Origin of the sequence: Pseudoduganella violacea, assembly GCF_014191875.1 — a bacterium.
In the GTDB taxonomy this organism is placed as follows: domain Bacteria; phylum Pseudomonadota; class Gammaproteobacteria; order Burkholderiales; family Burkholderiaceae_D; genus Rugamonas; species Rugamonas violacea_A.
The window spans coordinates 1-19,873 of sequence record NZ_JACHXD010000032.1 but is presented as its reverse complement, the minus strand read 5'-3'; the positions used below and the strand labels follow the sequence as shown (position 1 = coordinate 19,873).

At 63.8% G+C, this 19,873-nt stretch carries 19 protein-coding genes and 1 riboswitch; of the genes, 4 read left to right on the top strand and 15 right to left on the bottom strand.

Going from position 1 to position 19,873, the window contains the following annotated elements; all coding sequences use genetic code 11:
• Positions 1–116: 116 nt before the first annotated feature.
• The 15 genes from FHS03_RS27535 to cobT all read right to left on the bottom strand — a co-directional run bounded on the left by FHS03_RS27535 (position 117) and on the right by cobT (position 15,393).
• On the bottom strand, positions 117–1,520 hold the full coding sequence (locus FHS03_RS27535) for a DHA2 family efflux MFS transporter permease subunit (protein WP_183444102.1): 1,404 nt from the start codon (positions 1,518–1,520) through the stop codon (positions 117–119).
• 65 nt (positions 1,521–1,585) lie between these two features.
• Complete coding sequence (gene bluB / locus FHS03_RS27530) at positions 1,586–2,236, bottom strand: 5,6-dimethylbenzimidazole synthase (RefSeq protein ID WP_183444101.1); 651 nt, start codon at positions 2,234–2,236, stop codon at positions 1,586–1,588.
• Positions 2,233–3,678, bottom strand: coding sequence for a cobyric acid synthase (locus FHS03_RS27525; RefSeq protein WP_183444100.1), 1,446 nt, complete (start codon positions 3,676–3,678; stop codon positions 2,233–2,235). Before FHS03_RS27525 ends, bluB begins: the two co-directional genes overlap by 4 nt.
• Positions 3,678–4,550, bottom strand: a complete 873-nt coding sequence (locus FHS03_RS27520; RefSeq protein ID WP_183444099.1) for a cobalamin-binding protein — start codon at positions 4,548–4,550, stop codon at positions 3,678–3,680. Before FHS03_RS27520 ends, FHS03_RS27525 begins: the two co-directional genes overlap by 1 nt.
• On the bottom strand, positions 4,547–5,533 hold the full coding sequence (gene cobD, locus FHS03_RS27515) for a threonine-phosphate decarboxylase CobD (RefSeq protein WP_183444098.1): 987 nt from the start codon (positions 5,531–5,533) through the stop codon (positions 4,547–4,549). The genes FHS03_RS27520 and cobD overlap by 4 nt, the downstream gene beginning before the upstream one ends.
• Positions 5,526–6,521, bottom strand: coding sequence for an adenosylcobinamide-phosphate synthase CbiB (gene cbiB, locus FHS03_RS27510; protein ID WP_183444097.1), 996 nt, complete (start codon positions 6,519–6,521; stop codon positions 5,526–5,528). The genes cobD and cbiB overlap by 8 nt, the downstream gene beginning before the upstream one ends.
• Complete coding sequence (gene cobU, locus FHS03_RS27505) at positions 6,515–7,078, bottom strand: bifunctional adenosylcobinamide kinase/adenosylcobinamide-phosphate guanylyltransferase (protein WP_183444096.1); 564 nt, start codon at positions 7,076–7,078, stop codon at positions 6,515–6,517. Before cobU ends, cbiB begins: the two co-directional genes overlap by 7 nt.
• Complete coding sequence (locus FHS03_RS27500; protein ID WP_183444095.1) at positions 7,075–8,379, bottom strand: cobyrinic acid a,c-diamide synthase CobB; 1,305 nt, start codon at positions 8,377–8,379, stop codon at positions 7,075–7,077. Before FHS03_RS27500 ends, cobU begins: the two co-directional genes overlap by 4 nt.
• Entirely contained in the window at positions 8,379–9,005 is a 627-nt protein-coding gene (cobO, locus tag FHS03_RS27495) for a cob(I)yrinic acid a,c-diamide adenosyltransferase (protein ID WP_183444094.1), read from the bottom strand. The genes FHS03_RS27500 and cobO overlap by 1 nt, the downstream gene beginning before the upstream one ends.
• The gene (locus tag FHS03_RS27490) at positions 9,002–9,775 is read right to left on the bottom strand and encodes an ABC transporter ATP-binding protein (protein WP_183444093.1); all 774 of its coding nucleotides are present in this window, start codon (positions 9,773–9,775) and stop codon (positions 9,002–9,004) included. The genes cobO and FHS03_RS27490 overlap by 4 nt, the downstream gene beginning before the upstream one ends.
• Position 9,776: 1 nt before the next feature.
• Entirely contained in the window at positions 9,777–10,799 is a 1,023-nt protein-coding gene (locus FHS03_RS27485) for a FecCD family ABC transporter permease (protein WP_183444092.1), read from the bottom strand.
• Positions 10,800–10,880: 81 nt separating this feature from the next.
• Positions 10,881–12,725: a TonB-dependent receptor domain-containing protein gene (locus FHS03_RS27480; protein ID WP_183444091.1), complete on the bottom strand. Its 1,845-nt coding sequence runs from the start codon at positions 12,723–12,725 to the stop codon at positions 10,881–10,883.
• Between the two features lie 63 nt (positions 12,726–12,788).
• Positions 12,789–13,003: riboswitch (cobalamin riboswitch) on the bottom strand.
• A complete protein-coding gene (locus tag FHS03_RS27475) occupies positions 12,998–13,579 on the bottom strand; it encodes a histidine phosphatase family protein (RefSeq protein ID WP_183444090.1) in 582 nt (193 codons plus the stop codon). (Overlaps the previous riboswitch by 6 nt.)
• Positions 13,570–14,355 carry an adenosylcobinamide-GDP ribazoletransferase gene (locus FHS03_RS27470; RefSeq protein WP_183444089.1) on the bottom strand — a complete coding sequence of 262 codons (786 nt, stop codon included), beginning with the start codon at positions 14,353–14,355 and terminating at the stop codon, positions 13,570–13,572. Before FHS03_RS27470 ends, FHS03_RS27475 begins: the two co-directional genes overlap by 10 nt.
• A gap of 3 nt (positions 14,356–14,358) precedes the next feature.
• Positions 14,359–15,393 (bottom strand): nicotinate-nucleotide--dimethylbenzimidazole phosphoribosyltransferase, encoded by a 1,035-nt coding sequence (gene cobT / locus FHS03_RS27465; RefSeq protein ID WP_183444088.1) that lies wholly within the window; start codon positions 15,391–15,393, stop codon positions 14,359–14,361.
• 41 nt (positions 15,394–15,434) lie between these two features.
• Between cobT and FHS03_RS27460 the strand changes: the two genes are divergently transcribed.
• The 4 genes from FHS03_RS27460 to FHS03_RS27445 all read left to right on the top strand — a co-directional run bounded on the left by FHS03_RS27460 (position 15,435) and on the right by FHS03_RS27445 (position 19,828).
• Positions 15,435–16,124, top strand: coding sequence for a response regulator transcription factor (locus tag FHS03_RS27460; protein WP_183444087.1), 690 nt, complete (start codon positions 15,435–15,437; stop codon positions 16,122–16,124).
• Complete coding sequence (locus FHS03_RS27455; RefSeq protein WP_183444086.1) at positions 16,111–17,355, top strand: sensor histidine kinase; 1,245 nt, start codon at positions 16,111–16,113, stop codon at positions 17,353–17,355. Before FHS03_RS27460 ends, FHS03_RS27455 begins: the two co-directional genes overlap by 14 nt.
• Positions 17,356–17,424: 69 nt before the next feature.
• Positions 17,425–19,074 carry a phosphoethanolamine transferase gene (locus FHS03_RS27450; RefSeq protein WP_371871782.1) on the top strand — a complete coding sequence of 550 codons (1,650 nt, stop codon included), beginning with the start codon at positions 17,425–17,427 and terminating at the stop codon, positions 19,072–19,074.
• Positions 19,052–19,828, top strand: a complete 777-nt coding sequence (locus FHS03_RS27445) for a phosphatase PAP2 family protein (RefSeq protein WP_183444085.1) — start codon at positions 19,052–19,054, stop codon at positions 19,826–19,828. The genes FHS03_RS27450 and FHS03_RS27445 overlap by 23 nt, the downstream gene beginning before the upstream one ends.
• Positions 19,829–19,873: the final 45 nt, after the last annotated feature.

Here is a 19,873-nt window from a genome sequence, read left to right as displayed (position 1 = left end):
GCCGATGATAGTGCTGCAACCAGTGTGAAAGTAGGTTATCGTCAGGCTAGTTATAAAGAGAAAGCCCCGGCTGCGTTTGCAGTCGGGGCTTTTTTGTTTTCTTTCCCTTTACTGCTTCATGCACTGCCTTTGCTGATTGCCTCGCCATCGGCTGGACGCAAGGTCCAGAAAGTGAGCGAAGAAAGTATCGTCAGTGCAGCCAGGGTCAGAAAAGCGTAGTGCAGGGCGTTGCTGAGCACCGCACGGTCGGATTGAGGCGCATCGCCCAAAAAGAATCCCGTCACCAGCGAGCCGCAGGCCAGGCCGAAACTCACTGACAGCTGCTGCATCGAGCTGGCTATCGTGCTGGCCATGCTGGAATCCTGCGCATCCACATCGGCATAAGCGATGCTGTTCATGCTGGAGAATTGCAGCGAATTGAAAAGGCCAAGACAGAGACTGATCGCCACGATCAGCGGCAAGGGCGTTCCTGCTTTGACGAACGAGTACATGCTGATCGTGATCCCGATCAGCACCGTGTTCACTACCAGCACCTGGCGATAGCCGAAGCGTCCCAGCAGCCGCGTTGAAATGAACTTCATGCCCATCGCGGCAGCGGCAGAAGGCATCATCAATAGCCCCGATTGCCAGGCCGGCAGGCCAAGACCCAATTGATATAGCAGCGGCAGCAGGAAGGGCAGGCCGCTGACGCCGAGTCGCGTCGCGAAACCGCCTAATACGGACACGCGGAAAGTGCGGATGCGGAACAGGTCGAGGCGCAACAAGGGATGCGCTTCGCTGCGCGCATGCCAGGCGTAAGCTGCCAGTAGGCTGCAGGAAATCAGCAGCAGTACGGCGCCAGAAGTGGGATCGATCTTGTGTTCGCCGAAGACTTCCAACAGCCATGAGAGCAGCGCGATGCCGGTGCCGAACAAGACCAGCCCTATCATATCCAATGGCCGTGTCTTCTCGCCGCGATAGTCGGGCATATAGCGCCGCGCCAGATAGATGGCTGCCAGCCCGACCGGCACATTGATGAAGAAGATCTCGCGCCATGATAGCCAGTGGACGATCAAGCCGCCGACGGTTGGCCCCAACAACGGTCCTATCAACGCCGGAATGATGACGAAGTTCATGGCGCGCAGCAGTTCCGATTTGGGAAAGGTGCGGATGATGGTGATGCGTCCGACCGGCATCATCATGGCGGCGCCGAAACCTTGCAGCAGGCGCGCCGCCACCAGCATGGGCGAATTCACTGACAGGCCGCACAGCATGGAGGCGATGGTGAAGATGGCGATGGCGCTCATGAATACGCGCCGTGTGCCGTAGCGGTCGGCCATCCATCCGCTGACGGGAATCGCCACGGCCAGGCTGAGGATATAGCTGGTGACGACGGCCTTCAGGCTGAGTGGCGTGACTTGCAGGCTGGCCGCGATGGCGGGAACGGCGGTGTTGACGATGGTGGAGTCGAGCTGCTCCATGAAGAGGGTTGTAGCGACAACCCAAGGCAGATAGCGTTTGCTGGAATCGGGGGCGGTCATGGGAGGACACAGAGCTGGTGTCCGATGATTGTTACATAAAAGCCGAAGCTCTGTTTTTCCCTGACTTATTCGACGGTTTTACCCCAGCTATTTTCGTAGATGATTTGCTCGATGGGGCGGCGCTTATCCCAGCCTTCCAGTTCCAGCATCGGCGCCTTGTAGAATTCCTCGACCTGACCCACACACAGCACGGCGATGGGCTGGCTGCCTTCGGGCATGCCGCACAACTGGCGCAAGCGCTGCGGATCGAACAGCGAAACCCAGCCTACGCCGATGCCCTCGGCACGCGCCGCCAGCCAGAAGTTTTGGATGGCGCAGGAGGCCGAGGCCAGATCCATCTCCGGCATGGTGCGGCGGCCAAAGACGAAGTCCTCGCGCTTGTCGATCAGGCCGACCACCAGCACTTCGGCGCATTGAAGGATGCCTTCCACCTTCAGGCGCATGAATTCCTCCGAGCGCTGGTTCAACGCCTGTGCCGTCAGCTCTCGTTCCTCGTCCACCAGCCGGTGGATGGCGCGCCGGAGGTCCATGCTGCTGATGCGGATGAAGCGCCAGGGTTGCATGAAGCCGACGCTGGGGCCATTGTGGGCGGCAGCGATAAAGCGTTCCAGCTGGCCTTCCTGCAGCGGCCCGGGAACGAAGTGACGCACGTCGCGCCGTTCGCTGATGGCGCGGTAGACACCATCAATCTGTTCGGGAGGGTAAGCGTGGTTCATTTTTTCAGCCGGATCAAGGCGTCAAGCAAGGGTTGGGTGGCGTCGGCCAAGCGTTCAAGACTGGCTTCGCGCAGGGCGGATGTATCCACCGTGGTGTCCGAGTGCAGGCCGGCCCAGCGCAGCAGGGCATTGCCCGCTTGCGGTGTGTCGAACAAGCCATGCAGATAAGTCCCGAGCACTTGATTGTCCTCCGAGATGGCGCCTTCGGGACGCCCGTCGATGTGGAAGACGGGGCGCTCCATGCTGCTTCCGGACGAAACGCCCATATGGATTTCGTAACCGGTTACGCTGGCTTCGGCAAAGGCGCAGCTGCCGCTGACCTGCTCCAGCCGCTTGTCCTGCGTCAGCTCGGTGCTGATATTGAGCAGGCCGAGACCGGCCGACTCGCCAGGCGCTCCTTCCACGCCGTGCGGATCAGATATGCTTTGGCCCAGCATCTGGAAGCCGCCGCAGACGCCGATCACCTTGCCGCCATAACGCAGGTGGCGTGCGATCTTTTCCGGCCAGCCCTGCGACTTGAGCCAGGCCAGGTCGCCGCGCGTGTTCTTGCTGCCGGGGAGGATGATCAGATCGGCGGCAGGAATGGGTTCGCCTTCGCGCACGAAGCGCAGGTCGACTTCGGGATGGGCGCGCAGCGCGTCGAAGTCGGTATGGTTGCTCATGCGCGGCCCGCTGGGAACGACCACGCGGAAGGCGCCTTGCGCAGCCTGTACCGCCTGCACCGCATCCTCGGCATCGAGGAAGAGGCCATGTAGATAAGGCAGGACGGCCAGCACGGGTTTGCCGGTCTGCTGCTCCAGCCATTCCAGTCCCGGCTCAAGCAGCGAGATATCGCCCCGGAAGCGGTTGATGACGAAGCCGATTACGCGATTGCGCTCGCTGTCGGAGAGGCAGGAAAGGGTGCCGACCAGATGGGCGAAGACGCCGCCGCGATCAATGTCGGCCACCAGGATGACCGGGCAATCCACGGCTTCTGCAAAGCCCATATTGGCGATGTCGCGGTTGCGCAGATTGATCTCGGCCGGGCTGCCGGCGCCTTCCACCATCACCTTGCCGTATTTTTGCAGCAGGCGCTCGTGCGAGGAAAGCACGGCCTCCATCGCCACCAGCTTATAGTTGTGATAGTCGCGCGCATTCATATTCGACAGTGCCTTGCCGTTAATGATGACCTGGGCGCCGATATCGCTGGACGGCTTGAGCAGCACCGGGTTCATATCGGTATGCGGCTCCAGGCCGGCGGCAATCGCTTGCAAGGCCTGGGCGCGGCCGATCTCGCCGCCATTCACGGTAACGGCGCTGTTGAGCGCCATATTCTGCGGCTTGAAAGGCGCCACGCTGACGCCATTGCGCTTCAACAGACGGCACAGGGCCGCCACCACGGTGCTCTTGCCCGCGTCCGATGTGGTGCCTTGCACCATCAGGGTAGTGTAGGGGAAGTCCATCAGTGCTTGCGGTGCTGGCGCGCCAGTTCGAGTTTTTCGCACAGAATCGCCGTGCCCTGGATCATGCGTGGGCCGGCGCGGTTCAGCAGATCGCCTTCCACCGTGAACAGATTACCCTGGCGCGTAGCTTTCAAAGTGCCGTACTGGCGCCATAGATTGACGCCGCCATAGTCCTTTTCGGCGGTGCCGAAGATGGCTTCCGGATCTTCCTGCAGCACGCCTTCGACGCTGACCACCGGCGCCGTGATTTTCATGCTGGCGAAGATGTTTTCGCCGCCGCAGACGCGCAGGGCGTCGCTGACGATATGGCTGCCGTTCAGCGTGTACAGCGGCTTGTCCCAGACCTGATAGAAGGTGCGCACCGGCGGACGGCCTGCATACTGGGCGCGCAGCGCGGCCAGCTTACGTTTCATTTCAGCGGCGGCCGGCTGGGCCGCGCTTTCGGTGCCCATAAGCTGGCCGAGACGGATCAGGCCTTCGGGGATGGCGTCCAGCGTTTGCGGTTCGCTATGGAAGATGGGGATGTTCAACTGGCGCAGCATATCGATCTGGCGCTCGGAGCTGCCGTGGCGCCAAACCACCAGCAGGTCGGGCTTGAGCGCGATCAGGCGTTCCATATCGACTTGCCGATTGTCGCCGACGCGCGGGATTTTCTTGGCCGCTTCAGGGTAGTCGCTATAGGTGACGGCGCCCACGATCTTGTCGCCGCCGCCAGCCGCGAACAGCATCTCGGTCACATGCGGCGCCAGCGAGACCACGCGCTGCGCCGGCTTTTGCACGGTGACGGCCTTGCCATCGTCGTCCTTGACGGTGATGGCGGCTTGCGCCTGGAGCGCCGCCAGACTAGCCAACGTTAGCAGATATTTTTTCATCGTTTCTCCTTGCTCCATTGTTCAACTGCTGTTCGCAGGCGCTGCCAACCCATTTCGTCCGGCGGCAGGCCGAGGCGGATGCCGCGCGCCGCTTGCGTAAAGAGGCGCACCCATATGCCATGCCGCGCCACGAATTCGTGGAACTGTTCGGGCCGCGCTTCCGGCCACCACTGGAACAGGTCCGTGCCATGCGATGTGATGCCATGCACCGCCAGCAGGCTTCGCAGGCGCTGGCCGGAGTCGCGCAGTTGGCGGCGGGTTTGCTCTTGCCATGCGTGATCGCGCAACGCGGCAATGGCGATTTGCTGGGCTGGACCGCTGATGCTCCATGGGCCGAGCATGTCGGCCAATGGCTTTAGTATCTCTCCATTGGCTGCGACGAAACCCAGGCGCAGACCGGCCAGGCCGAAGAACTTGCCGATGGAGCGCAGTACGATCAGACCTGGAAGATGGGTATGAGCGGCGATGCTGTTGCCTCCGTCGGTGTCACCAAAGGCTTCGTCCACCACCAGCCAGCCGCCGCGAGCCGCCAATTGCTCGTGCCAGCGCAGCAGGTCGGAGGCCGGTACGGTGGCGCCGGTCGGGTTGTTGGGATTGCAGATGACGAGGACGTCGGCCTGCGCCAAGGCGCCATCCAGCTCCGCATAGGATATCTGCCTCATTGCGTGCCCGTGCTGCGCCCAATGGTGGGCATGTTCGGCATAGGAGGGCGCGGCCACCACCACGCGCGAGGGCGCGCGCAGGCGCGGCAAACTCTGGATCGCCGCCTGCGTCCCCGCCACCGGCAGCATGCTTGGCGCGCCATAGAAAGCGCATGCCGCCTCCGCCAGCGCCGGATCGCTTTCGGGCAGGCGATGCCAGGCCTGGGCTGCCAGCTGCGGCACGGGATACCAGGCGGGATTGATGCCGGTCGATAGATCGAGCCAGTCGCTACGGCCGAACCGTAGCGCGGCGTCGCGCAGATTCCCGCCATGTTCAAGCATGGGGTGTCTCCTTGACGAGGATATCGGCCGCCGCAGGGGCCGCCAGGTGAATCAGGGCGGCGGTGGCGATGGCCAGGCCAAGCCATAGCAGGGCGGTATTCAGCACCAGGCGCCAGACGCGCCGAATATCGGCCGCCGTTGCAACCTGTCCGCTACCTAGCGGCGGGCGCTGCTCGACCTCACCGTCATATGTGGCGGCGCCGCCCAGTACCAGACCGAGCGCGCCGGCGCCGCTGGACATGACCGGCCCGCCATTAGGGCTGCTCCAGGCTGGAGCCTGCGTCAGCCAGCAGTGCAGCGCGCGGCGTTTGCCCTGTAGGGTGGGGGCCAGCACGATATAGGAGATGGCCGTCAGGCGGGCCGGCAGATAGTTGAGTGCATCATCGATGCGCGCGGCGGCCCAGCCAAAATGCTGGAAGCGCTGGCTGCGGTAGCCCCACATGGCGTCCAGCGTATTCGCCAGCCGGAACAGCACGGCGCCGGGGCCGCCCGCCACGGCGAACCAGAACAGCGTGCCGAAGACGGCGTCATTGCCGTTTTCCAGCAGGGATTCGGCGCTGGCCTTGGCCAGGTCGGCTTCGCTGGCCTGCTTTGTGTCGCGGCTGACGATGCGCGCCGTCAGCATGCGCGCCGCCGGCAGGTCTTGCCGCTGCAGGGCATCGGCAATCGGCAGATTGTGGTCGCGCAGGCTGCGCAGGCCGATGCAGAAATAGAGCAGGATGGCATGCAGCGCGATGGCCAGCATGCTGCCAGCGGCATCGAGCAGGAAGACGGAGAGTGCGACCAGGGGCGCGACCGCCAGCAGCCAGGCGAGTATGCCGCGCAGGCGCCGCGCCATGTCGCGATTCAAGGCCTTTTCGATGCGCATTGCCAGATTGCCGAAACCGATGAGAGGATGCCAGCGCCGCGCTTCGCCCAGCAGCAGATCCAGCGCAATGCCGGCCGCCATCAGCAGTGTGAGCAGCGGCCATCCCAATCCCATCAGCATGGCGCGCCTTTCAGCACCAGCGGCAGGCCCGCCGCCACGAAGACGGCGCGTTCGCAAACGGCGGCAACGGCCTGATTCAAGCGGCCGGCTTCATCGGTGAAGGCGCGCGAAATGGCTCCGTAAGGCACGATGCCCATGCCCACTTCGTTCGATACCAGGATGATGTCGCCAGCCTGCGGCTCCTCGCCCAGTATCGCCAGCAGGGCAGCGCGTTCCTGATGGAAGCGGGCAGGCAGGGTAAGCTGGCCCACATCGGGATACTCGCTGCCATCGGCGAACAGCAGGTTGGTCAGCCACAGGGTCAGGCAATCGACCAGCACCACGCGCTGCGGCGCGCGCCACTGCCGCAGCGCCTGAGCCAGCGCAAGCGGCTCTTCCACCGTAATCCAGTGCGCGGGACGCTGTTGCCGGTGATGTTCGATGCGGGCAGCCATTTCGCCGTCGCCTGCGGCAGCGGTGGCGATATAGATGGTCTCCTTGCCCGAGGCGGCGGCCAGCTTTTCGGCATACAGGCTTTTGCCGGAGCGCGCGCCGCCCAGCACCAGGGTATTGCTCATGACGCGCTCCGCGCGAACAATGCCGCCACTGCCTCCGGATTGGAGGGGAAGTAGGCGTGGAAATAGGAGGCGTGCAGGGAGCCGAGTTTGTACACCGCTTCACCTTCAACGCCGGACGGATTTTTCACGGTCTGCACAACAGGTGGTGTTTCGGTCGTCAGCCGTGAGTAGTGGAAGGTGTGGCCGCGCAGGGGGCCATGCTCTGTCGGCAGCGCCTGAGCGCCCAGACCGGCCAGGCGTTTTTGCATTTCGACGCGGCCCGGCAGCAGGCCGGCCATGGGCCACTCCCGGCCTTCGCTGTCGCACAGCGTATCGGCCAGCGCCATCATGCCGCCGCATTCTGCGACGATGGGCAAGCCGGCTGCGTGGGCGGCGCGGATGGAGGCTGTCCACTTACAGGCTGCGGCCAGCGTGCTGGCATGCAGCTCGGGGTAGCCGCCTGGCAGGTAGACGGCGTCGGCATGCGATGGCAGCGCCTCGTCGGCCAGCGGCGAGAAGAATTCCAGGCGCGCGCCCAATGCCTGCAGCGTTTCCAGGTTGGCGGGATAAAGAAACATGAATGCCGCATCGCGCGCGATGGCGATGGTTTTACCTTGCAGATGCTGGCGCTGGGACTCCAGCGCGGGCGGCAGGTCCAGCTCTACCAGCGGCTGGCTGTCCCATGCCTGCTGGTTGAAGTCCAGCTGCGCCGCCAGTTCGTCCAGCAGCGCATCAAGATCGGCGACTTCGCCGGGCAGCACCAGGCCCAGATGGCGTTCTGGCAGGGAGCGCGCCTGCTTGGGCAAGGTGGCGAACAACGGAATATCGCGCAGCGAGGTAGCCACCATTTTCGCGTGGCCGGGACTGGCGATGCGGTTTGCGATCACGCCAGCCATTTGCACCGGACCATAGTCGCGCAAGCCGTGCACCAGCGCACCGGCCGTTTGCGCCATCGCGCCGGCATCGATCACCGCCATGACCGGCACGCCGAAGGTGCGCGACAAGTCGGCCGAAGAGGGCGTGCCGTCATATAAACCCATCACGCCTTCGATCAGGATCACGTCCGCTTCGCGTGCCGCCTGCGCCAGTTGCTGGCGGCAGGCATCTTCGCCCACCATCCACAGGTCGAGCGATTTGACCGGCGCGCCGCTGGCGCGCTCCAGCAGCATGGGGTCGATGAAATCCGGGCCGCATTTGAAGACGCGCACGCGCTGTCCCTGTTGCACCAGCTTGCGCGCCAGCGCCGCCGTGACCGTGGTTTTGCCCTGTCCAGAGGATACGGCCGCCAACAGCATGGCGCGCACGGCGATCTTTTCGCTCATTACCACTCCGTTCCGGCTTGCGCCGCAATGCCTGCCTTGAAGGCGTGTTTGACCACATTCATCTCGGTCACGGTGTCGGCGATTTCGATCAGTTCCGGTGGCGCGCCGCGGCCGGTGATGACCACGTGCTGCATGGCCGGACGTTCCAGCAGGTCGGCAATGACGGTATCCACATCCAGATAGTGGTACTTGAGGGCGATATTCAGTTCGTCCAGCACCACCATGCCGATGGCCGGATCGGCGAGAAAGCGCTTGGCCTGTTCCCAGGCCGCCTGCGCTTTTTCGATATCGCGTTCGCGGTTCTGGGTTTCCCAGGTATAGCCTTCGCCCATGGCGTGGAAGCTGACTTCCTCCGGGAAGCGGCGCAGGAAGAGTTCTTCGCCGGTCGCCATCGCACCCTTGATGAACTGCACCACCCCCACTTTCATGCCATGGCCCATGGCGCGGACCGCCATGCCGAAACCGCTGGAGCTTTTGCCCTTGCCGTTGCCGGTGTTGACGATGATGATGCCGATTTGCTTGTCGGCAGCGGCGATCTTGGCGTCGATGATGGCCTTCTTGCGCTCCATGCGGGCGCGATGGCGCTCGTTCAATGCGGCGGTGTCGTTGGAAGTCATTGGGTTCATGCGCTTACCTCGAGTGGAATGAAGATGCTGCGGTTGCCGTGGCGGATGATGTCGATCGGATGGCCCAGGTAGTCGCTCAGGATGGCCGGCTGCATGGTTTCAGCCACGCTGCCAGCCTGCCAACGGCCGTCGCCCATCAGCAGCAAGGCGTGGCTCGATACGCTGTGCGCCAGATTCAGGTCATGTCCGACCATGACCACGGTTTTCTTCTGTTCGCGGCACAGGCGCGCGAGCAGGCTCATAACGCTGACCTGGTGCGCCAGATCCAGGGCATTGGCCGGTTCGTCCAGCAGCAGCAGCGGCGTGTCCTGGGCCAGCATGGCGGCAATGGCGACCCGCTGGCGTTCGCCACCGGACAGGGTGCGTACGTCTCGCGCGGCCAGATCGTCGACCTCCATCGCGGCCAGGGAGCGCATGGCGATCTGGTGGTCGTCGCTGTCTTCCCAATAGCGCTGGCTGTGGTAGGGATGGCGCGCCGACAGCACGGTTTCCAGCGCGCTGTAGGAGAAGGCATCGTTGCGCGCCTGCGCCAGGAAGGCGCGGCTGCGCGCCAGTTCTTCCAGCGGCCACTCCTTCAGCGGACGGTTTTCGACCGCCACCTGGCCGCTATCCGGCTGGCGCAGGCCGGCCAGGGTGCGCAGCAAGGTGCTTTTGCCGGCGCCATTGCGGCCGATTACACTCCAGCATTCGCCGTCGCCCACGCGCCAGTCGAGGTTTTCCACCAGCGTGCGCTGGCCGATGCACAGCCTGAGGTTCTGGGTCGAGAGCATCTTATTTCCTCAGCCGGTGTAGTTGATACAGGAAAACCGGCGCGCCGATCAGGGCAGTGATGACCCCCACCGGCAGTTGCTGCGGCGCGATGATGACGCGCGCTACGGTATCGGTCAGCACCAGATAGGCGCCGCCGGCCAGCGTGGCCGCCGGCACCAGCAGACGATGGTCAGGGCCGAAGGCGAAACGGCAGGCGTGCGGAATAATCAGGCCGACAAAGCCGATGCTGCCGGCGCTGGTGACGGAAGTGGCGGTCAGCAGGGCGGAGCAGAAGAACAGGCTTTTGCGCAGCGTGCCGACGCGGATGCCCAGCGTGGCCGAAGCTTCCGCATGCAGAGCCATCACGTTCAGGGCGCGCGCGTTGCGCAGGGTGAAGATCAATGCCGCCGCCAGTACCAGCCATGGCAGAAGGCGTAGTGGTGCGCCGGCCAGCTCGCCGATCAGCCAGAACACCATGCTGCGCAAGCGGCTTTCCGGCGCGATCGACAGCATCAGCGTCACCAGGGCAATACAGACGGCGGAGAAAATCTGGCCGGTCAGCAGCAGCAGGGCGGTGCCGCCGTCGGCTGCCGCGCCTCCGCGCAGGTCGCGCCGCGCCAGCGTGTACAGCAGGATCGAGACCACGACGGCGCTGGCGAAGGCCGCGCTATCCACTACCCAGGCCGCGCAGGCGAGAAAGAGGGCGGCCAGGGCGCCGACCGAGGCGCCGGCGGAAATGCCAAGCACATAGGGGTCAGCCAAGGGATTGCGCAGCAAGGCTTGCATCATCACGCCCGCCAGCGACAGCGAGGCGCCGGTCACGAAAGCCACCAGGGCGCGGCTCAGACGCAGGTCGAGCAGGGTGGCGGCCAGCGAGTTGGCTTCGCCACGCAGCAGTTCCTGCAGCGCGCCGGGAATCTCGGACAGGGAAACGGTGACCGAACCAACCATGCCCGCCAGGACCAGGCTGGCGAGAGTGGTGGCGATCAGCGCCAGATTGACGACAGCGGCGCGCTTGCGTAGCCGGACGGGATTTGCTTGCATGTACTGCCTTCAGAATTCGGGGTACTGCGTTGGGATACTGCGCTGCCGGGCGCATTCGCTACGCCCGGCAGGTTACACCATTTACTTCATGCCGTAACGCAGGCCGGCGAAGAAGGTGGAGCCGGTGCTGCCGTAGAAGCGTGCCACTTCATACTTCTTGTCCGCCACGTTATTCCAGCGCACCAGGGCCGACCAGTCGCGCGAGAATTGCCAGGTGGCGTGCAGGTTGAGCAGGCTGTAGCCGCCCAGTTCCACGCGGTTGGCCGCATCTTCGAAGCGGCGGCCGGACAATTGCAGCTCGGCGCCCGCATGCAGCCCGCCCAGGGCGTATTCCGCATTCAGGTTGGCGTGACGCTTGGCGCGGCGTTGCAGCAGCTTGCCGGTGGTATCGTCGCGCGGCTCCTGGAAGTCGGCGTTGGCGCTCAGTTTCAGCTTGCCGAACTGGTGCTCGGCCGACAGGCTCAGGCCTTTCAGCACGGCCTTGTTGACGTTGTAGGCGCAGCTGTATTTATAGCCTGAATACGGGCAGGGCGCAGTGCTGACCAGCAGATCGTCCAGCTTGTTGTGGTAGTAGACGGCGCCCAGCTGGGTCGTGCCATTATCGTAGTGCAGGCCGATCTCGCCGTTGCGGCCTTTTTCGGGCTTGTTGTTCTCGTTGCCGTAGCCGGCGTAGTACAGCTCATTGAAGGTCGGCGCGCGGAAGCTGGTGCCGAAGCTGGCGTTTGCGCGCAGGGCTGGCGAGATGCGGTAGCCGTAGCCCAGCGAGCCGGTGGCCTTGCTGCCGAACTGCGAGTTGTCGTCGTGGCGGGCGCCGGCGCTGAACAGATGGTCGCCGCGCTGCATGCCATAGGTGGCGGCCAGCGAACGGGTATGGCGCTTGCGCTCGGCGATGCCGGCCGAGGTAGACACCACTTCCTCCTTGCGGAATTCGTACAGCAGCTGCAGGGTATCGCGGCCCAGTTGCAGATCGTTCTGCCAGGAGAAACCGGTCTGCTTGGTGTCGATCTGGCTGGTGCTGGATGCAACGCCGGTGAAACTGCCCGATTTATCGCTGCTTTCCGACGCTTGCACCAGGCTGGTCCAATTCGGCAGTATGCGGTTGCGCAGATAGGCCGAGGTATTGCTGATGCGGGTCTTGCTGCGCGCGTCGTAATCCGATTTGCCGTTGTCGAACTGGGCGTCCACTTTGCTGTACAAGAAATTCGCGCCCAGCTCATGGCCTTCCGCCAGTTGCAGCGATACCTGGCCGGCGGCGCTGCGGCGGTCATAGCCGTCGTTGTCCGGGTTGTAGCCGGAAGCGCCGGGCAGGCTGGCGGAGAAACCGTCGGAACGTTCGCGGCCGGCGCTCAGTGAGTAGCTGACCGGACCCGAACTGCCCGAGACGGCGGCGTCGGCGGCGCGGGTGGAATCGCTGCCCGCGCCAACGAAGGCCGTCACGTCCACGTCGCCCTTGCCCTTTTTGGTGAAGATCTGGATCACGCCGCCGATGGCGTCCGCGCCATACAGGGTGCTCAGTGGGCCATATACGATCTCGATATGGTCGATGGCGCTGAGCGGAATCGCGTTCCAGCTGGCCGTGCCGGTGGTGGCCGAACCAATGCGCACGCCGTCCACCAGCACCAGACTCTGGTTGCCGTTGGCGCCGCGGATGAACACATTGCCGCTTGTGCCAGGACCGCCATTGCGGGTGATTTCAATGCCGCGCTGGCGCTGCAGCAAGTCGCTGATGGAGCCGGCGCCGGAGCGCAGGATTTCGTCGGCGCCAATGGTCAGGGTGTCGCGCAGCACCTCGCCGGCTGGCTGCGGCGTGCGGCCGGCGGTAATGAGAACGGTGCTATGTGCAGCGTTTTGTGCGAATGCGGAGGGCGCGGCAATAGCCAGTGCGAGCGACGCGAGGGCCGCCTGCCGTGATACAGGAAAGGTCATGACATTCTTCGTAAGTGAGCAACCGGCCTATGTCCCCGTGGGCCGGGTTGAACAGAGGCGTCAGCGCCTCCACCTGATTTGGCCGGTATCCGGGCTGGCAGGTTTGGCCGTCACACCTTCCCATGCGAAGCACAGTGGTTGTAGAAGACGGCTGCCGCTGAGCGGCACTTGCTTACCGTTGCGGGGACAGCACACGTTGGCCGCCGGAGCGGTTCCATGTTTCCCGTTTAACTGCGCTCAAGGACTCAAGCGCGGGCACCAAAACCCCGACATTATACGGGCTTGCATGCCAAGGGCAACCGCAGCATGGCGCCGTAGGCGATCTTGTGCGGGCTGCTGGCGGCGGCCAACGCCGCTTCCTGCAGGGGCAGGCCGGAGGCGAGGGCACTGAGGAGGCGGATGCTGCCGGCATGGCAGACAAGCAGCGGCTGGCAGGGCGGCAGCTTGACCATGGCGCCCTGCAGCTCGCTCAGGAACTGCGCGACGCGCTGCGCCATCATCAGCACCGATTCGCCGCCGCCGGGGCGGTAGTGCGGCAGGTCGGCGGCCCAGGCGTCGATCTCGGCGCGGGCAATCTCGTCCCACTGGCGCAACTCCCATGCGCCGAAGTCCATTTCGGCCAGGCGGACGTCGAAGCTGACCTCGTCGCCCATCAGCTTGGCCAGTCCGGCGCAGCGTTGCAGCGGGCTGGAATAGATGTGCAAGGGCGCCAGTTCCGGCATGGCGGCCAGCTGCGCGCGCAAGGCGGCATGGACGCGCCGCATTTCCTCGTTCGCTACCGCCAGATCGCTGCTGCCATAGCAGACGCCCGGCGCAGCCAGCGGCTGCGGGTGGCGCACCAGGATCAGTTCCATGCCGGATGCAGGCTGCTGGCGCTGGCCAGCACGCATAGATAGAAGACAGCTTCCGTGACCTGCTGCACCGCGCCCAGGCAATCGCCGGTATAGCCGCCAACGCGGCGCTGGAATTTGCGCGCCAGCCAGAGGGCCGCCAGCGCCGACGCCAGCAAGCCGCAGGCCAGGGCGCGCCAGGACAGCCAGCACATGGCCCCGGCCAGCAGCAGGGGCAGGGCGGAGCACAGGGCGGCAATGGCGAATTCGCCACCGCTCATTTCCTGTGCCAGCGGCTTGGCCTTGCCTTCGGCCCGCGCATACTCCATGCGCCAGATCAGCGTCGCCGCCATCAGGCGCGATAGGGGATGCGCCACCAGCAGCGCCGCCAGCGCGGTAAGGGCGGGCATGCAAGCCAGCGCCGCGATTTTCACCGCCAGCAGCAAAACGATGCCGATCGCGCCGTAAGCTCCGACGCGCGAATCCTTCATAATTTCCAGCACCCGCTCGCGCGTCAGCCCGCCGCCGAAACCGTCGCAAACATCGGCAAAACCATCCTCGTGGAAGGCGCCGGTTATATAGATCGTGGCGGCTGTCGAGAGCAGGGCTGCCAGCGGCGCGGGCAGCACCAGTGCCGCCAGGACATACGCGGCGCAGCCGATGGCCGCCACCACCAGTCCCACCAGCGGAAAATAGCGTGATGAGTGCTGCAGCCAGGCCGGCTCGAAGCCTACCCAGCGTGGAATCGGCAGGCGCGTGAAAAATTGCAAGGCGGTGAAGAATAGGCGCAACTGCTGCATGGCTTATTCGGACTTCTCGCTGACTTGGGCCGATTCGAACGTTGCCATCTCGTTCATGAAATTGACGGCGGCCTGCAGAAGCGGCAGGGCGAGGGCGGAACCGGTGCCTTCGCCCAGGCGCAGGCCCAGATGCAGCAGGGGGCGGGCGCCCAGCTGCTCCAGCATCCGCTGATGGCCGCTCTCGTCCGAGCAATGGGCGAACACGCAATAATCGAGAATCGCCGGCTGCACGCGCGCCGCCACCAGCAGGGCGCTGGTGACGATAAAGCCATCGATCAGCAGCACCATGCGGCGCTCGGCTGCTTTCAGCATGGCCCCCACCATCATGGCGATCTCGAAACCGCCGAAAGTGGCCAGCACGTCCAGCGGCGCGCTGACGTCCGCATGCTTGGCGGCGGCCGCCTCGATCACTTGCTGCTTGCGCAGGATGCCTTCAGCCGACAGTCCGGTGCCGGCGCCCACGCAATCGCTGACCGGAATCCCGGTCAGCTTGTGCATCAGGGCGGCGGCGGCCGTGGTATTGCCGATGCCCATTTCACCGAAGCCCAGCACATTGCCGGGCAGTTCGGCGGCCAGCGCCATGCCGTGTTGCAGCGCCCGGTCACACTCGGCGGCCGTCATGGCCGCTTCCTGGGCGAAGTTGCGCGTGCCATGCGCCACCTTGCAGTCCACCAGCCCGGCGCGCGGGCCAAAATCATGGTTGACGCCCGCATCCACCACTTGCAGGGCGCAGCCGTTCTGGCGCGCGAATACATTGATAGCGGCGCCGCCGGCCAGGAAATTCTCCACCATCTGCCATGTCACGTCCTGGGGGTAGGCCGAAACCCCTTCCGCCACCACCCCGTGGTCGCCGGCAAAGACCAGAATGGCCGGCGCATCCAGGGTAAGCCTGGAGCTTTGCTGGATCAGGCCAAGCTGGCGCGCCAGCCCTTCCAGCATCCCAAGGCTGCCGAGCGGCTTGGTTTTATTGTCGATGGCCTTGCCGAGTTGGAGGGCAAGCGCGGCGTTCTGTACGGGGACGATAGTTGGAATGGACATAGGTTTCAGCGGATTGGCAATCACGGAATTATAATTCCAGCATGCGCCTGCTCATTATTGAAGACAATCCGGATATTATCGCCAATCTCTACGGCTTCCTCGAACCCAAGGGTTATATTCTTGATTCGGCGGTGAACGGCTATGGAGGGCTGGCGCTGGCCGCCCAGAACCAGTACGACGCCGTCGTGCTGGACGTGATGCTGCCTGGCCTGAATGGCCTGGAGCTGTGCCAGAAACTGCGCGGCGAGCTGGGAATGGATACGCCGGTGCTGATGCTGACCGCGCGCGACACCCTGCAGGACAAGGTGGCCGGCTTCGAAAGCGGGGCCGATGATTATCTGGTCAAGCCCTTTTCCCTGGTCGAACTGGAAGTGCGCCTGAAAGCCCTGGTGCGGCGCGCCCAAGGCGCCCATGGCCGCAGCAGCACCATGACGGTGGGCGAGCTGGTTTTCGACACCGCCACCTTCGACGCCCGCCGCGCCGGCCGTCCGCTGGTGCTGACCAAGACCGGCTACACCATCCTGGGCTGCCTGATGAAACAGTCGCCGCGCGTAGTCACGCGCGAGCAGATCGAAAACGAAGTCTGGGGCGACAACCGTCCTGACAGCGATGCGTTGCGCACCCATATCCACGCCGTGCGCCAGGTGCTGGATAAACCCTATTCCTTCGCCATGCTGCGCACCATCTCCGGCATAGGCTACAAACTGGTAGCTTCGCATGAAGAGGTCTAACTCCCTGCGCCGGCCGATTGTCGTCGCCTACCTGCTGTTCGCGCTGATTTCCTCGGCCTTCTTCGCCATCATCGCCGGCATCGCCGTGGAAGGCATCGAAACCCGGCTGGTCGACGAGCGCCTGGAAGATGTCGCCATGTGGGCCTCGCCGCGCTATGCGGGCAAGCTGCCGGTCGAAATGCCGGCCGGGATGAGCTTCCACCATGGCGCCGACATTCCCCTCTCCCTGCGCAATCTGCCTCCCGGCGTGCAGGAGAAAACCGTGGATGGCGTGGACCTGCACCTTCTGGTAGGTCAGGACGAAAACGGCGACTATGTGGTGGTGGACCACGACAGCGAATACGAGAAGATCGAGCTGGTGGTGTATTCCCTGTTCGCTTTGGGCTTCCTCGGCTTCCTCGGCTGCTCGGCGGTGCTGGGTACTTTTGTCGCCAACCGCATCATCGTGCCGATCATGCAGCTGGCCGGCGCGGTGGAGCAGCGCAAACCCGATCTGCCGCTGCAGGAACGCAAGGATGAACTGGGCCTGTTGGCGCGCTCCTTCGCCGGCCACACCGGCGAGCTGACCCGCTTTCTCGACCGTGAACGCTTCTTCACCGGTGACGTCAGCCATGAGCTGCGCACCCCATTGACCGTGATCAGCGGCGCGGCCGAGGTGCTGATGGCGCAAACCCGGGATCAGCCGCAATTGCATGCGCCGGCCGAACGCATTTACCGCGCGGCGCGCGAGGCGGCCGAATCGGTCTCCGTGCTGCTGCGTCTCGCACGTTCGCCCGAGGTGCTGGAATGGGCATCGCTGTCGGCCGCCGCGATGGCGCAGGACGAGGTGGCGCGCTACCAGCATCTGGTGGCCGGGCGTCCACTAATTCTGGATTATCTCGGCGGCGAGGATTTCGCCGTGCGCGCGCCACGCGAACTGCTGGTCGCCGCCATTGGCAATTTGATACGCAACGCCTGTCAATACACGGAGCGCGGCGCCGTTCGCGTCAGCCTGGGAGCGCAGTCCATCATCGTCGAAGACACCGGGCCTGGCCTGCCTCCCGCCGCCCTGGCTGCGCTGCGCAATGAGCCGATGCCAGCCGAAGCGCGCGGTTCTTCCGGCACGGGCCTGGGGCTGGCGCTGGTGCAGCGCATCAGCGCCTACCTGGGGGCTGACTTGCAAGTGAGCGAGGGCGCCGATGGCGGCACGCGCTTTGAGCTGCGTTTCAGAGAGCTCTTAACGAAATCTTAATATGCCCTTCACAGGATACTTACCTATCCTTTATTAAGATCACGGGATTGTCCAAACGGAGTCCCGGTAGTGAACTTGAAAGCCCAGCCGCGCATCAATGCGCCATTGTTTACCCTTTTGGCTTCGGCATTTCTCGTTCTTGCGTATAACGTCAACTTCTGGCGCGCCTTCGTCCAGGCGACCGGAGGGATCAAGCTCAGTAACCTGCCCGTCTATGCCGGCTCCTTCCTGGTACTGGTTTGCGTCTTCAATGCTTTCCTGACCATCGTCAGTTTCCGGCCGCTGATCAAGCCAGTCCTGATCTTCCTCTTCCTGGCCACCTCGGCCCTCAGCTATTTCATGAGCCAGTACGGCATCGGCATCGATGCCTCCATGGTGCAGAACGTGGTCGAAACCGATGTCCGTGAAGCCGGTGAGCTGTTTAGCTGGAAGATGCTGCTGACCATCGCGCTGTTGGGAGTCCTGCCGTCGCTGCTCGTATGGCGCACTGACTTGCGCTTTGCCTCGATCGGCAAGGGCCTGCTGATCAAGGGCGGCATTTTCTGCCTGTCCCTGCTGGCGGCCGGCGCCTTGCTGCTCCTGCTGTTCAAGACGCTGGCGCCTGCCGTGCGCGAGCACCGCGAGCTGCGTTTTCTGCTTACGCCCACCAATATGTTCCAGGCTACCCATGGTTATCTGAAGCGCAAGCTGGCCGTGCCGACGGTGGTCGCGTCGTTGGGCACGGATGCGAAGAAGGGCATGTTGTGGAGCGCGGCCGGCGCCAGCGCGCGGCGCACGGTAACGGTGATCGTGGTCGGCGAAACCGCACGCGCCATGAACTTCTCGCTGAACGGCTATGCGCGTGAAACCAACCCGCAACTGGCGCGCCAGGCCGGCCTGGTGAATTTCCAGGACGTCAGCTCCTGCGGCACGGCCACGGCCATCTCGGTGCCTTGCGTCTTTTCCGCGTTCGGCCGCGAAGATTATTCGGCCGACAAGGCCCGCAATCAGGAGGGCCTGCTCGATGTGCTGAAGCACGCCGGCTTCGATGTGCTATGGCGCGACAATAACTCCGGCTGCAAGGGCGTGTGCGACCGCGTGCGGTATGAAGACCTGTCCCAGCCGGTGGCCGGCGATCCGTTCTGCAATGACGAGGAGTGCTACGACGAGCGTCTGCTGCAAAATCTGCCCCAGATCATCCGCGATGCGAAGAAAGACATGGTCATCGTCCTGCACCAGAAGGGCAGCCATGGTCCGGCGTACTGGAAGCGCTATCCCAAGGAGTTCGCCAAGTTCACGCCCATCTGCCAGACCAATGAACTGGAGCAGTGTTCGCGCGAATCCATCATGGCGGCTTACGACAATACCATCCTGTATACCGACCATGTGCTGAACAAGACGATCGAAGTGCTAAAGGCTGCTGGTGCTGATAGCGGTGTCGATACCTCGCTGCTGTATTTTTCCGATCACGGCGAGTCGCTGGGCGAGAAGAATATGTATCTGCATGGCGCGCCTTACATCATCTCGCCCATCGAGCAGCGTCACGTGCCGATGATGCTCTGGCTGTCGGACAGCTTCCGCTCCCGCTTCCATATCGACGGCGCCTGTCTGGCCGCGCGCGGCCGGCAGGAGTTCTCGCACGATAACGTCTTCCACTCCACACTGGGCATGCTGAATGTGAGCACGGCGGTCTACAACCCTAAACTGGACCTGTTCCATGCATGCAGTAGCGGCACTTGAGCCGTCAATCCACCCCCATCACGGCCGCCTCGCCGCCGCCGTGTTGCTGAACACGGCCCTGCTCATTCTTTGGCTCGGCAACTACACCGATATTGACCTGCGGCTGGCTGATGCCGCTTACGACGCGGCCAGCCGCAGCTTCCCCATGCAGCATGCCTGGATTGCCGAGAAGTTCAACCATATGATCCTGAAGGCCGCGCTCTCCATCTTGGGCGGCGCCTTTGTCGCCCTCTGCATCTGGGACTGGTTCCGGCCCAGCCGGCGCTGGGATGGTTCGCGCCGCATCGCCCTGCGCGTGGTCGCCATCTCGGCCGTGCTGGTGCCAACGGCCATGAGTGTGCTCAAGCACTTCAGCCAGTCGCACTGCCCATGGGATTTGCAGCGCTATGGCGGCACCGAACCTTATATAAGACTGCTGGAAGTTTTCCCGGCAGGGCTGAGCGCAGGCCACTGCATGCCGGCAGGCCACGCTTCAAGCGCCTTGTGGCTGGTAGCGCTGTCCGCCTTCTGGTGGCCGCGACGTCCGCGCATGGCAGCGGCGGTAGCCGGCGCCATGCTGCTGTTCGGCGGCATGGTGGGCTGGATGCAGCAGCTGCGCGGCGCCCACTTCCTCTCGCATACCTTGTGGTCGGCCTGGATTGCCTGCGCCATCGTTTATTTCACATATAAATTTGTGAAAGGCCTTGCAAACCCCATGCCCTTTAGCTATAGTTCTGTCCCCGCCGCAACGCAGATGCAAATCGCGAAACGGTAGGAAAAGAAAGAAGCTTGACGAATCGCACGAAACACTAGATAATCT

Coding starts and splice junctions, on each gene's coding strand:
- FHS03_RS27500 (WP_183444095.1), bottom strand. CDS start 8,379: ATGAGCGAAAAGATCGCCGTGCGCGCCATGCTGTTGGCGGCCGTATCC.
- FHS03_RS27520 (WP_183444099.1), bottom strand. CDS start 4,550: ATGAAAAAATATCTGCTAACGTTGGCTAGTCTGGCGGCGCTCCAGGCG.
- bluB (WP_183444101.1), bottom strand. CDS start 2,236: ATGAACCACGCTTACCCTCCCGAACAGATTGATGGTGTCTACCGCGCC.
- FHS03_RS27470 (WP_183444089.1), bottom strand. CDS start 14,355: ATGCAGCAGTTGCGCCTATTCTTCACCGCCTTGCAATTTTTCACGCGC.
- FHS03_RS27490 (WP_183444093.1), bottom strand. CDS start 9,775: ATGCTCTCGACCCAGAACCTCAGGCTGTGCATCGGCCAGCGCACGCTG.
- cbiB (WP_183444097.1), bottom strand. CDS start 6,521: ATGCTGATGGGATTGGGATGGCCGCTGCTCACACTGCTGATGGCGGCC.
- FHS03_RS27485 (WP_183444092.1), bottom strand. CDS start 10,799: ATGCAAGCAAATCCCGTCCGGCTACGCAAGCGCGCCGCTGTCGTCAAT.
- FHS03_RS27455 (WP_183444086.1), top strand. CDS start 16,111: ATGAAGAGGTCTAACTCCCTGCGCCGGCCGATTGTCGTCGCCTACCTG.
- cobD (WP_183444098.1), bottom strand. CDS start 5,533: ATGCTTGAACATGGCGGGAATCTGCGCGACGCCGCGCTACGGTTCGGC.
- FHS03_RS27480 (WP_183444091.1), bottom strand. CDS start 12,725: ATGACCTTTCCTGTATCACGGCAGGCGGCCCTCGCGTCGCTCGCACTG.
- FHS03_RS27535 (WP_183444102.1), bottom strand. CDS start 1,520: ATGACCGCCCCCGATTCCAGCAAACGCTATCTGCCTTGGGTTGTCGCT.
- FHS03_RS27475 (WP_183444090.1), bottom strand. CDS start 13,579: ATGGAACTGATCCTGGTGCGCCACCCGCAGCCGCTGGCTGCGCCGGGC.
- FHS03_RS27445 (WP_183444085.1), top strand. CDS start 19,052: ATGCATGCAGTAGCGGCACTTGAGCCGTCAATCCACCCCCATCACGGC.
- cobU (WP_183444096.1), bottom strand. CDS start 7,078: ATGAGCAATACCCTGGTGCTGGGCGGCGCGCGCTCCGGCAAAAGCCTG.
- cobT (WP_183444088.1), bottom strand. CDS start 15,393: ATGTCCATTCCAACTATCGTCCCCGTACAGAACGCCGCGCTTGCCCTC.
- FHS03_RS27460 (WP_183444087.1), top strand. CDS start 15,435: ATGCGCCTGCTCATTATTGAAGACAATCCGGATATTATCGCCAATCTC.
- cobO (WP_183444094.1), bottom strand. CDS start 9,005: ATGAACCCAATGACTTCCAACGACACCGCCGCATTGAACGAGCGCCAT.
- FHS03_RS27525 (WP_183444100.1), bottom strand. CDS start 3,678: ATGGACTTCCCCTACACTACCCTGATGGTGCAAGGCACCACATCGGAC.